At 34.8% G+C, this 13356-nt stretch carries 8 protein-coding genes; all 8 read left to right on the top strand.

The annotated features are described in order from the left end of the window. Positions 1 to 20 precede the first annotated feature (20 nt). The 8 genes from V6246_RS05055 to V6246_RS05020 all read left to right on the top strand — a co-directional run bounded on the left by V6246_RS05055 (position 21) and on the right by V6246_RS05020 (position 13101). Positions 21 to 1466 (top strand): hypothetical protein, encoded by a 1446-nt coding sequence (locus tag V6246_RS05055; RefSeq protein ID WP_341559352.1) that lies wholly within the window; start codon positions 21 to 23, stop codon positions 1464 to 1466. A gap of 1 nt (position 1467) precedes the next feature. Beyond that, positions 1468 to 2433 carry a hypothetical protein gene (locus V6246_RS05050; RefSeq protein ID WP_341559350.1) on the top strand — a complete coding sequence of 322 codons (966 nt, stop codon included), beginning with the start codon at positions 1468 to 1470 and terminating at the stop codon, positions 2431 to 2433. Positions 2434 to 2465: 32 nt separating this feature from the next. Beyond that, the gene (locus V6246_RS05045; RefSeq protein ID WP_341559349.1) at positions 2466 to 4067 is read left to right on the top strand and encodes a sulfatase; all 1602 of its coding nucleotides are present in this window, start codon (positions 2466 to 2468) and stop codon (positions 4065 to 4067) included. 42 nt (positions 4068 to 4109) lie between these two features. Then, positions 4110 to 5537: a sulfatase gene (locus V6246_RS05040; RefSeq protein WP_341559347.1), complete on the top strand. Its 1428-nt coding sequence runs from the start codon at positions 4110 to 4112 to the stop codon at positions 5535 to 5537. 123 nt (positions 5538 to 5660) lie between these two features. Then, positions 5661 to 7910, top strand: coding sequence for a hypothetical protein (locus V6246_RS05035; protein ID WP_341559345.1), 2250 nt, complete (start codon positions 5661 to 5663; stop codon positions 7908 to 7910). Positions 7911 to 8054: 144 nt separating this feature from the next. After that, positions 8055 to 8738, top strand: coding sequence for a sialate O-acetylesterase (locus V6246_RS05030; protein WP_341559343.1), 684 nt, complete (start codon positions 8055 to 8057; stop codon positions 8736 to 8738). A gap of 10 nt (positions 8739 to 8748) precedes the next feature. After that, positions 8749 to 10392: a right-handed parallel beta-helix repeat-containing protein gene (locus tag V6246_RS05025; RefSeq protein WP_341559341.1), complete on the top strand. Its 1644-nt coding sequence runs from the start codon at positions 8749 to 8751 to the stop codon at positions 10390 to 10392. Between the two features lie 15 nt (positions 10393 to 10407). Further along, positions 10408 to 13101, top strand: a complete 2694-nt coding sequence (locus tag V6246_RS05020; protein WP_341559339.1) for a glycoside hydrolase family 2 TIM barrel-domain containing protein — start codon at positions 10408 to 10410, stop codon at positions 13099 to 13101. Positions 13102 to 13356: the final 255 nt, after the last annotated feature.

Here is a 13356-nt window from a genome sequence, read left to right as displayed (position 1 = left end):
TGAAAAAAAAAATTAAAGTCATGAAAAAAATATCTGTTATATTTTTAGCAAGCTTATTCGTTGGTTGCGTAAATACAAAACCAAAAGAAAAGCCTGCTACAAATGCTGATAAAGAGTTTGTAATGGTTGATGCTAAGGTGAAAGTGTATCATAAAGATGGTACTCGAAGTTATAAAGATTATAAACCTTTTAAAACTCGAACAGTAGATTTTCTTCCCGGTTATAATGTAGCTGAAACTAAGCAAGAAACAAGCAAGTATGGTGGCGATTTAAGTAAACAAACAGGTGCAGCTACAGGCTTTTTCCATGTTAAAAAAATAGGCGATCGTTGGTGGGGTATCGATCCGTTAGGCTATCAATATTTTAATATTGCTTTAAATAGTATCAATACAGGGAAATCTGAACGTACTAGAGCAGCGTTTACAAAAAAGTTTCAAACTAAAGAAAACTGGATAAACCAAACGTTAAGGATGTTACAAGACAATGGTTTTAATAGTGCAGGTTCTTGGAGTGATGTGGATGCAATTGTAGAAGTAAATAAAACCTTAGAAAAACCATTTCCGTATACGGTAAATTGGAATTTTATGAGTAGTTACGGGCGCAAACGTGGTGGCACACACCAGCAACCTGGACATACAGGATATCCAAACGATGCTATTTTTGTGTTTGATCCAAATTTTGAAACCTTTTGCGATACGCACGCTAAAAAACTGTTACAGTATAAAGACGACCCTAATTTATTCGGACATTTTTCCGATAATGAAATGCCATTTAAATTTAAAGCTTTGGATAATTATTTAAGTTTACCAACCAACGATTTTGGTTATAAAGCCGCTGCCGCTTGGTTAAAAGAACAAGGAATTACCAAGAAAGAAATTACAAACGATCATCGCGAATTATTTATGGCTGTTGTAGCCGATAAATATTTTTCAATAATTTCTAAAGCTATTAAGAAGTACGATCCTAACCATATGTATATTGGTTCACGTTTTTATGCTAAAGAAAAAAATCACGAAGCATTTATGAAAACGGCTGGTAAATATCTCGATATCATTTCTAATAATTATTACAATTACTGGACACCAGATGCAGAACAAATGCGTGATTGGGAAAAATGGTCGGACAAACCCTTTATAGTTACCGAGTATTATACAAAGGGAGAAGATTCTGGTATGGGAAATACTAGTGGAGCTGGATGGATTGTACGTACACAAGAAGATCGCGGTCTTTTTTATCAAAATTATAATCTAGCTTTATTGGAGTCTAAAAACTGTGTGGGTTGGCATTATTTTAAATATCAAGACAACGATCCAACGGCTAAAGGCGTAGATCCTTCAAATATTGATGCTAATAAAGGTATTGTAAGTAATGAATATGAAGTTTGGGAACCAATGATGAAAAAAATGGAAGCTGTAAATAATAATGTTTATAGTTTAATCTCATATTTCGATAATAACAAAAAATAATATGAACCATTCCAGCGCATTATATGGTCTAATTTGCTTATTTATAACTTTAGGAGCTTCATCTTGTAAATCCAAATTGGATGTTATAGATTGGGGGAATTATGAGTTTGTTAGGGCAGAAAACAACCCCATGATTTCTCCCAAAATGGATGGGCTAAAAGGTAAAATAGGCGGTAATATTAATGGGCCTTCGGTTATTAAAGTTCCCGATTGGGTCCAAAACCCTTTAGGTAAATATTACATGTACTTTGCGCACCATCATGGTAAATTTATTAGGTTAGCTTATGCCAATTCGCCTACCGGTCCATGGACAATTTATAAACCAGGTGTACTTCATATCGATAAAACCGCAGCAGTAGGTCATATTGCATCACCAGATGTTATTAAAGATGACGAAACAAAAACCATGAGAATGTATTTTCATGGCTATAACCATAACAAAGAAGGGCAAAAAACGTTTTTTAGCACATCTAATGATGGGCTGAATTTTGAGGCATCAGAGACTGTATTGGGGCCTTCCTATTTTCGAGTTTTTAAATACCAATCTAGTTATTACGCTTTAGTAAAAGGTACTTTTTATCGTTCGGAAGATGGCATGCAACCGTTTATGAAAGGCGCTTTAATATTACCAAAGGCAAGACATACAGCATTAAGCTTAAATGGAGATAAACTCGTTGTGTTTTATTCTCAAAAGGTAGATTCACCAGAACGTATTCTTAATTGTGAAGTCAATCTTTCTGAAGGCACATGGGAGAGTTGGAAGGCTAGTACTCCCAATGAAATTTTAAAACCCGAAAAAGATTATGAAGGTGTTAATCTTCCTATCGAAACATCTGTAAATGGTTTTTCTCGAAATCCGGTTCATGAATTAAGAGATCCCGCTATTTTGATTGATAATAACGAGGTATATCTCTATTATTCTATTTCTGGTGAATTTGGAATTGCAGTCGCAAAACTGAAAAAATAACTTAATAAGCAACAATCATAATAAAATTCATAATGAAACGAATATTTGCAGTATTTATAATTTTTTTGTTTTTATCAAGTTGTTCGTCAACTAAAAGTAAAGAGACTTCAATAGATACATCGCCAAACGTGCTTTTTATTTCTGTAGATGATTTAAACGATTGGGAAGGCGCATTAATTGGGCATTCACAAGCTATTACACCTAACATGGATAGGTTATTTAGCGAAGGTGTTTTATTTACAAATGCCCATGCATCGCAACCTGTTTGTACGGCTTCAAGAAACTCAATTTTAAGCGGGATTCATCCCACGTCGTCTGGTTGGTATAGTTCTACGGCTAATATGAAAAAGAATTATGAAACCGTCATGGCAAACCATAGTATGCTACCAGAGCATTTTAAAAACAATGGCTACAATACCTACGCTACAGGAAAAGTTTTCCATAGCGGTGAATCGGATTATAAAGATAAAACAGATGATTTTTGGACCGAATATTCACCTCAATTTTGGAGAAATATGGAGCCACATATAAAAGAAAATGGTTATGGGTATCGAGGTACTATGTTTTATCCTTTTCCAAAAAATGGAGGTCAGTTGGTAGAACTTTATGGTGAAAAAGATATAATTGAAAACTATAAGGATACTAATAGGTTTTACTCCTTATGTGGTGGCCCTTTAGAGGATGAAGATATTCCTGAAAAAGGCATGTATGATGAGCAAATAGCTAGTTGGGCAATCAATAAGCTTAATCAAAAACAAGATAAACCATTTTTTATGGCAGTTGGTTTTATTCGTCCGCATGTACCATATACAGCACCAAAAAAATATTTCGATTTATACCCTATCGAAGATATTGTTGTGCCAGAAGTTCCTGAAGATGAATTTAAAGATATTCCCATTATGGGAAAAGCCATTGCTTATGGTTACACACCTCGTGGCGGTTGGGGCGATGTAAGCAAGAAAAAAGAAATTTTACCAGAATTGGTACAATCGTATTTAGCTTGCGTAACATTTGTAGACGAGCAAATAGGAAAGGTAATTGATGCTTTAGAGAAAAGTCCGAATGGAAAAAACACCATTATTGTTTTATGGTCCGATCATGGGCAGCACCTAGGAGAAAAACGCCATTTTAGAAAACAAGCCCTTTGGGAAGAAGCCACAAAAGTGCCTTTGTTTTTTAAGGTTCCGAATAACAAAAGTAACGGGCAAAAAAGCAGTCAGGTGGTTAGCCTTTTAGATGTGTATCCTACATTAACAGAACTTTGTAATCTTCCTGAATTACCAAAATTAGAAGGCGAAAGTATAGTGCCATTAATTAATTCGCCAGAAACAAAAACAGAGCGGTCTATATTAACAACATGGTATTACAAAAACCATGCAGTAAGGAGTAACAAATGGAGATACATTAGGTATCGCAATGGCGGCGAAGAATTATACAATCATAAAACCGACCCAGGAGAACATATTAATTTAGCTGGTAACCCTGAATATGCTGACGTTATTGAAGCGCATAAAAAATGGTTGCCAAAACAGGATGCTATTCCTGCCGGTTCAACCGAATGGGAAGGCGATAAATTAGATGGTATTGTAAAAGAATGGGAAGATAATAACACTATTCCTAATTGGCTACGATAACCGATTAAAACAATTTTTATTACTAATAAAAAATATTACCCTATGAAACGACTCCTTCTCCTTTTTATAAGTTTAGGTCTTATTGCAAGCTGTTCCTCATCTAAAAAAGTGAAAACAGAAAAGAAACCAAATGTACTTTTTATTGCGGTCGATGACCTAAATGATTGGGCAGGTTATATGGGCAATAACCAAACCATTACTCCAAATATGGATGCTTTGGCTTCGCAAGGAACATTTTTTAATTCAGTCCATTGTCAATACGCGGTTTGTGGACCTTCTCGAGCTAGCGTAATGTCTGGAATGTATTATCACAGTTTGGGCTTCGGAATGGAAGGCAGTATACAGCGGGAGGATGAAGAGGTTGTTAACGCTGTTAAAGAGAAAGGTTCTTCTCTCATTTATCAATATTTTTCGAATTATGGTTATAAGACGATGGCTGCTGGTAAGTTACTTCATCATCACGTTCCCGAAGAAACAGTTGATGTATCTCATGGTCGTGGTTCATGGGACTTCAATCTAGATGAAAATGGTAAAAAGAAAAGACTAAACTGGTTCGGCTCAAAAGGACTGTTGGATTGGGGCCCAATACACAAACCAGAAAATGAAATGAGTGATTATAAAGCTGCTGAGTGGGCTGTAGATCAACTATCACAAGAACACGATAAACCATTCTTCTTGATGACTGGTTTTATGCGTCCGCATACGCCTTTATATATTCAACAGAAGTATTTAGATATGTATCCTCTTGATGACATCGAACTTCCGCCTTATAAAGCCGATGATTATGATGATATTCCTGAAGCAGCCGAATCGGTTTGGAATTCGTATCCCGATGTACCATGGGCAATTAAGAACAACCAATGGCGGAAAATGCTTCAGGCTTATATGGCTTGCATAACCTTTACAGATACTCAGGTTGGAAAAATATTAGATGCCCTAGAAAAGAGTCCGTATAGAGATAATACCATTGTCGTTTTATGGTCGGATCACGGATTTCATATGGGAGAAAAAAGTAGGTTTCAAAAACACACCGCTTGGGATCGTTCAACTAAAGTGCCATTAATCATAAAGGATCCTAGATCTAGTTCAATAAACGGTATTGCTAAGCCGGTTGAATCTAACGTTCAACTTATTGACCTTTACCCAACATTATTAGAGTTATGCGGGCTTCCTGAAAATAAACAAGTTGAAGGGCAAAGTCTAGTTCCTCTTATAAAAAATCCTAGCCTTAAATGGGAACACCCAGCTTATACTTTCAGAAGAGGGAAGTATGCTACTGTGAAATATGGTTCTTATCGATTTACAGAATATTTTGATGGTTCTCAGGAACTTTATAACCAGGAAAACGATCCAAATGAATGGAATAACCTAGTACATTCAAATAATGCTAAATATAAAGATATAATAGAAGATATGAAAGGCTTGCTGCAAGAACCACATGCGGTATTGGGTTACGAGCAGTCCAAGTAGAGATGATGCTTTAAATTTAAAAAGCGAGAATAGACGATTTAATATTAGGAAGATGCATGAGCTATTGGAGTAATTGAGAATTTAAACGAATAAATAGCAGATAAATTAAATAGTGATAACAATATGAAAGTAACTAATGGTGCTACCAACTTAGTTTTAATAGTATTTTTTTGTACAGTGTTTATCCCACTTCAAGGGTATGCAGGAAACATAATTGATACTAACGATTACGCATACTGGAGAAAACTGGCAACGACTTCTAAAATGTTTGGAGCCATGAAAACCAGTGCTATTTCTATTGCAAATCTAGGAGATGGTGAAACCCGAGATGTTATGGGATCTAACGCGCTAGCCTATATTCTAGACCCTGCAAATAAAGCTAAATATATTAGTGCTATTAAAAACAAATTCGAAACTAGAATTCAAACTATCATAATTGGTAATGGCGCCGCTACATCTTCTGTACGTTCTCATGAATTGTTTTATGCGCTTTTGGCACTCGATGTTATTCGATATGATTTGGATGCTGAGGTTCTTTCTAAATATGAAAGTTGGCTAGAAGATAAAATAATGGCCTTAGTAATAGGAAAATGGGATCCTCATGGATGGGCTATGAGAATGATGTATTATAAATATATTGGATACGACGCTAAATTTCAAAATGCAAAAAAAGAATTTGATATAGGATTATCAGAGCACTATATGCCTAATGATGGAGTATCGCCTGCAGGTAATGGCTACTGCGTACAACGATGGAACTCTATTGAACGTGCAGCCAAAAATACCATGTTAGATATCATGGAGTATATGGGGTATAATGAATATTACACTAACCCAGGAATTATTGGATTAAAAGAATTTATATACGGTTATGCTGCAGCGCCTTTCGGAAGAATTTTACTGTATGGCGATTCGCGAAATACCGAAGTTCAAAAGCCATGGGATATTGAAGACGGAAATATCATTTTGTCTCCACATATAGTTTCGGGGGCTCGCTTTTCACCAGAAGCCTATAGATATGGCATGTGGGTATTACGTGAAGGTGCTGGTGTTTCAGAAGGTGTTTTAAAAGGCCATTTGTCTAATTACCTAATTATGGCAGGAACAGCTGCAAAAAATAATCCATTAGAATTTAATACCAATGATGCAGAATTAGCACCAAGTCGTTTATTTGAAAATTATGGTGCTTTAAAATCCAAAGATCAATCTAATAATGGCCTTTACATGAGTATGATGAATCTTAAGGGTAATATTGAATATCATACCCATTATGAAACTAATGCATTGGCATTGGCGGGATATGGCGAAATTTTAATGCGTAATGCTGGTTACGATGGTCCTAATACCAATGCTACTATAAATGGAGTAACGGCTACTTTCGATTTTATGCATTCAAATTCAGAGGCAGCTAATACCTTAATGATAGGTGGAAAAAGACATACCTCTAAAGTGGGAGATGGTATTATTGAAGGCATAATAGGACAGGATATAGAATATTTTAGAGGCTCTAGTATTAAAGCAATAGAAGGAACTCATTTTAGAGATGTGGTGTTTATGCAACCTTCAAATAATGTTAATGGGTATTATTTGGTTATGGATCATGTTACTACGGATAAAAAAGAAGATAATGTAAATGTAGTGTGGCATCCTAATTCAGCAATTTTAAATACCGTTAAGAATACCACCGAATACTTTTCTGAAATTAAAATAGAAAAAGGAAATGCAGGGCCTCGTTTGTATTCTGATAACAAGGCCACATTAACTACCTTTTTAGGTACAGAACCAGCATCGGTAGAACTAAAAAAGACAGCCAATCAAGATAGATCGGGGTATGCCTTTGCTTCAGATTATATGTATGTTAATTATAATACACGCAACCAACAAGCCGATATTTTAACGGTGTTATTTCCTGGTGATAAAACCCATAAAGCAGGAGATATAAAGAGAATCAAAACTGGCGATTATTCAGGTAGTGAAATTACCCAAGGTCAGGTTGTAGATATAGCACTTACTTCACATGGTAATGGAAAAGGAAAACGTGGTTTAGAATCTTTTCAAGGAGAAAATATAGTTTATAGAAAACTAGGAGGGAACTTGGTTTCTTATTTTGTAAAGGGATTATCCTTTAAATCAGGGCAACAGACGTTAATAGGATTTCAATCCGAAGCTTCAGTTGCATTATCCATGAGTACTGGTGTTGACGCTAAATTGGCAACTGGTAAGATTGTTTCTCCTGGAACTAAAGTAACTTTTTATGCAGTTGGTGTTTCATCAGTAAAAATTGATGGTATAAAAGTTCCTATAGTTAATTCTAAAGCGAATAATGTTACTGTTATCATTCCGAAAGGCACTTTTAAGGTCGAATTATTATAATGGCTTTTTGAAAAAAAAGAATAGAAAATTAATTGAAAATAGAACTATTAAATGAATAAATTCAAAATACTTTTATTGGTATGTGTTGTTTTTTTGTATCAATGTAAATCAACATCTAGTTTAGCAAAAAGTAATACCCAAACAATGGATCTTTACCTATGTATTGGGCAATCTAATATGGCGGGGCGAGCTCCTATCGAATTGCAAGACCAAGATAGCATTCCAAATGTGTTTTTATTTACTGGAACTGAAAATAAGCCTTGGGAAAAAGCAGCAAACCCTTTAAATAAATATTCTACGATTAGAAAGGATCTAAAAATGCAAAACATAGGTCCTAGTTATGGTTTTGCAAAAGAAATGGCTCAAGCTATGCCAAACCAAAAAATAGGATTGATTGTTAATGCCAAAGGCGGTACGTCTATTGAAGAATGGGAACAAGGAAAGACCTTTTATAATGAAGCAATTAGTCAAGCAAAAAAAGCTATGAAAGATGGTGTTTTAAAAGGTGTTATTTGGCACCAAGGTGAAGCGAATTCAAGAAAGTATAAACAATATATGCCAAAAATAACGGCATTAATTGAAGCTTTGAGAAAAGATTTGAACGTACCTAATTTACCATTTGTTGCCGGACAATTATCACCAGATAAACCACTACGAAATAATTTTAATGCCATGATTTTGGAGTTGCCAAACACGGTTAAAAATACAGGTGTTGTTACTACCGAAAACACATCAACCATAGATAAAACACATTTTGATAGTGCAAGTCAGCGACTTTTAGGAAAACGCTATGCCACCGAAATGTTAAAACTAATTTCAGAAAAATAATAAAATCAAAATGCTTAAAATTGTGATGAGAGATAGAATTGTTTACATTTTTGTTTTTATGACTGCCTTGTTACAAGGGCAAACCACTTATTTTGTGGATGATTTAATTGGGCAAGACACAAACATTGGGATTAGTAAAGCAGCGCCATTTAAAAATATAGAAAAAATTAATCAAATACTTTTAAAACCAGGTGATTCTGTGCTTTTTAGAAGAGGTGGTTCCTGGAAAGGTAACTTTATACCAAAGGGAAGTGGTGCTAAAAACAAACGCATAGTTTTTGGAGCTTACGGTTCGGGACCAATTCCTATTTTAGATGCGGCTGGTAGCATTGCTAATGGAGAATCTGTATCTTATACTATTCGATTCTTTAATCAAGAATATTTAGAATTACGCGATTTAAAAATTAAAAATTATGCCGTTTCAGAAACGCCAAGGGAGTATCCAATAAAAAATAATGCGACTTATGTATATGCGCCTAAAATGGGAATTTATATAGAAGGAAAGGATTGCGGTACACTTCACGATATTCAATTAATTAATTTAGAAATTTGCCATGTAAATGGTGATATGAGTACCAAAGATAATGGAGGTGTTTTTGTTGAAATTACTAGAGATAAAAACGTTTCACAACAGAGAAAATCTAATTTCGATGGTTTGTATGTTGAGGGCTGCTATATTCATAATGTAGATAGAACGGGTTGGTCTAACAAATCTGTTTGGGACCGTAGATCTTTAAATAGCAGTTGGGGGGAAACGCTAGCAAATGGTAAAATTCACAATTGGTATCCAAATACAAATGTTGTTTTTAGAAACAATAGATTCGAAAAAGCTGGTGCTAATGCTTTAATTGTTAGGGTAGCAAAATCACCATTAGTAGAACATTGTTTGTTTACCTATAATGGCATTAAAGGTAGCGGTAATGCATCTTTCCCATTTAATTGTGATAATGCTCTGTTTCAGTATAACGAAGCGTCGTACACCTATTATAATAGTAAAGCCGATAGTTGGGATCATAAACCAGATGTAGATGCAGGTGGTTTTGATAGTGATTGGAATTGTAAAAACACCATATTTCAGTACAATTATAGCCATCATAACGGTCATGGAGGCATCCTTATTTGTAACGACGGAGCCAGTAAAACTAGTTTTAATGATGGCACAATTATTAGGTATAATATTTTTGAAGACAATGCCCATCATATTGTAAGGAACTCTGGTACTACTACAAATATTAAAATTTATAACAACGTCTTTTTTGCAGGTAAGGCGCGTGATGCAGTGCAGCTTATTTATCATAAAAGCTGGAACGGATATCCGGATAATACGGAATACAAAAACAATATATTTTATTCATTAGGCGAAGGGAATATGTTTGAATTTACTAAAAGTACCAGTACCACTTTTCAAGCCAATACCTTTTTTGGAGATATAATAAACGAGCCTAAAGATTCAGCTAAAAGTAAATTGAATCCGCAGTTTAAAAGTGCTATGGCTGCTGGAACGAATTGGAAGGCTTATTTAAGATTTTTATTAAAAGGTGAATCTCCGGATATTAATAAGGGTGTAAAAATTGATGGACACCCAATGATTGACTTTTTAGGAAATCCAATACAAGGAAATCCAGATCGTGGCGTATTCGAAAATATTGATTAACTATTACTATTGAAAATGATAAAAAATATTTATGTTTTAATATTTACCATCGCTGCTGTTTTTAGTGGATGGTCTCAATCGCATCAAAAATTCACCATTAATAATAATTGGGTGTTTTATAAGGGCGATATAGATGCTTCTAAGATTGAAAATTCTTCAACAGAAAAAGAAGTTCAATGGGAAACAATAAACATTCCACATACATGGAATAATATAGATGCGACAGACGATACACCAGGCTATTATCGCGGTATTGGCTGGTATAAAAAAAACATATTTATAGCAGAAGAAGAGCTTCCAAAAACTAAAACCTTCATTTATTTTGAAGGTGCAAACCAAGTGGCCGATTTGTTTGTAAATGGAAAATGGGTAGGACAGCACAAAGGCGGTTATACAAGGTTTCATTTTGATATTTCATCATTTTTAAAATATGGTCAAGACAATATTTTGGCTGTAAAAGTAGATAACAGTCATAATATTGACATTCCACCATTATCTGCCGATTTTACATTTTTTGGTGGTATTTATCGCGATGTGTTTTTACTTAAACGTAGCGCTATTCATTTTTCAATGGACGATTATAGTACGTCGGGAGTTTACATTAGCGCACCTGAGGTTTCAAAAACTATAGCTAAAGTTGAGGTAAAAAGCCTGATTAAAAATGAATTGAGCGGCAATAAAGCTGTTAACCTTGTAAATCGAATTATTGATAAGTATGGACAAACGGTTGCAACCACTGTTAAAAAAGTAAAATTCAGCAAAAGCGAAAAAAGCAAAACGGTTTTAGAAGCTTTTACTATTAAAAACCCGCAGTTATGGTCGCCAGATAATCCGTATTTGTATAACGTAATTACCCAAATTGAAGATGCCAAAACGGGAGAGGTTTTAGACCAATCTATAGAGCCTTTAGGGTTACGCTGGTTTAACTTCGACCCAGAAAAAGGATTTTTCCTTAACGGTGAGCATTTAAAATTAATAGGTACAAACAGGCATCAAGATTATTTAAAAAAAGGGAATGCATTATCCGATGAAATGCACATGCGCGATATACGATTGCTAAAAGAAATGGGTGGTAATTTTTTAAGAATTGCACACTATCCGCAAGATCCAACCGTGCTAGAAATGTGCGACAAACTTGGTATTTTAGCTTCAGTAGAAATCCCTATTGTAAACGCCATTACCGAATCGGAAACCTTTACCGAAAACTGCCTTGTTATGGCAGAGGAAATGGTAAAACAAAACAACAACCACCCATCTCTTATTATATGGGCGTATATGAATGAGGTGCTTTTACGTTTACCGTTTAGTCAAAAAACAGAAAAAGCACGTTATGAAATTTATGCAAAAAACGTCACCCAACTGGCGTCTAAAATAGAAGCTCATATTCGAGAACTCGATTCTAGTCGATATACCATGATTCCTAATCACGGTGCTATCAGCCGTTACAAAGATGCAGGTTTAACTGCGGTTCCTATGATTCTTGGTTGGAATTTATACCAAGGTTGGTATGGTGGTGTTTTTAAGGGGTTTGATGAAAATCTTGATGAACTCCATGAATTGTTCCCAAACCAAGCTTTAATTGTAACAGAATATGGTGCTGACGTACATCCTAGATTACATTCCTTCGAATCGAAACGATTTGATTACACTGTAGAATATGGAAATAAATACCACGAACATTATTTTAAAGCCATTATTGAAAGACCTTTTATTGTAGGGGCTAATATTTGGAATTTAAACGATTTTTATTCAGAATCTCGAGGTTATGCTTTGCCTCGAACTAATTTAAAGGGTATTACAACTTTAAACAGAGAAAAAAAAGACACGTGGTGGTTGTATAAAACCTATCTATCTAAGGAACCTGTGATTAAGTTTGGGCAAAACCAATGGACAATTCGTGGTGGTGTTGCCGAGGTAGGCACGCAGTATTGTACGCAGCCTGTTACCGTTTATAGTAATGGTAATTCGGTAGAGTTGTTACATAACGGAAAAACTTATAATGCTGAGGTTAAAAACAATATTGCTCGTTTTTCAATACCATTTGTAAACGGAACTAATGCCTTGGTTGCTAAAAGTATTATGGATTCAAAGACTTTTGTAGATGTTATGGATGTCGATTTTAGGTTAGCGCCCAATAAGTTTTCTAATTATAAAGATGAATTTTATCAGCTGAATGTGCTTTTAGGTTCAAAGAGAATGTACGAAGATAAAAAGCAAAGCATCATTTGGATTCCAGAAAAAGCATACCAACCAGGTAGTTGGGGATTTGTTGGAGGCAAACCTTACCAACCTAAGACCAAATATGGTAGTTTACCGAGTTCAGAGTTAGATATTATCGATTCGGAAAACGATCCCGTATATCAAACACAGCGTGTTGGAATAGAGCAATTTAAACTTGATGTTCCGGATGGAAAGTATGCCGTAACTTTACATTGGGCAGAACTAGAATCGGATAAAGAGCACGAAAAATTGGTCTATAATCTAGGAAACGATAAAGTAAAGGAAGATATTTCAGATCGGGTTTATAATATTCTTATTAATACTGTTTGTGTTGAAAAAGGATTTAACTTAAGAGCACGCTATAGCTCTGAAAAAGCAGTCAAAATTAAATACGAAATACAGGCTACTAATGGTAAAGGCATCGCTATTGATTTTGAGAAAATAAAAGGTTTACCTGTATTAAATGCTGTGCAAGTTAGAAGTATATAAATTATAATTAACTGTACTAGTACTATGTTTATTTATATATTGAATCTCTTCGTTAGTTTTTTACTATAATGAAGTTTAATAAAATTTAGGCTAAATTAATCCTATTTGTAGTTAAGTTAAAAAAAGCGCCAAATGTTTTAGCAAAATAAAAAAAGCCAAGAGTAAAATTCTTGGCTTTCCCTTTGTTTACCTGTAGCGAGAATGGGGCACGATCCCATGACCTCCGAGTTGTGAATTTTCGTACAAGAAAATTTC

The sequence above is a fragment of the Algibacter sp. TI.3.09 genome, assembly GCF_038154905.1.
Classification (GTDB): Bacteria; Bacteroidota; Bacteroidia; order Flavobacteriales; family Flavobacteriaceae; genus Algibacter.
Note: the sequence above shows the minus strand (reverse complement) of the source record. Positions and strands in the feature narration are given on the sequence as shown.

Bases quoted from the DNA above. Each gene is read 5' to 3' on its own strand.
- V6246_RS05030 (WP_341559343.1), top strand. From the start codon at position 8,055: ATGGATCTTTACCTATGTATTGGGCAATCTAATATGGCGGGGCGAGCT.
- V6246_RS05050 (WP_341559350.1), top strand. From the start codon at position 1,468: ATGAACCATTCCAGCGCATTATATGGTCTAATTTGCTTATTTATAACT.
- V6246_RS05020 (WP_341559339.1), top strand. From the start codon at position 10,408: ATGATAAAAAATATTTATGTTTTAATATTTACCATCGCTGCTGTTTTT.
- V6246_RS05040 (WP_341559347.1), top strand. From the start codon at position 4,110: ATGAAACGACTCCTTCTCCTTTTTATAAGTTTAGGTCTTATTGCAAGC.
- V6246_RS05045 (WP_341559349.1), top strand. From the start codon at position 2,466: ATGAAACGAATATTTGCAGTATTTATAATTTTTTTGTTTTTATCAAGT.
- V6246_RS05035 (WP_341559345.1), top strand. From the start codon at position 5,661: ATGAAAGTAACTAATGGTGCTACCAACTTAGTTTTAATAGTATTTTTT.
- V6246_RS05025 (WP_341559341.1), top strand. From the start codon at position 8,749: ATGCTTAAAATTGTGATGAGAGATAGAATTGTTTACATTTTTGTTTTT.
- V6246_RS05055 (WP_341559352.1), top strand. From the start codon at position 21: ATGAAAAAAATATCTGTTATATTTTTAGCAAGCTTATTCGTTGGTTGC.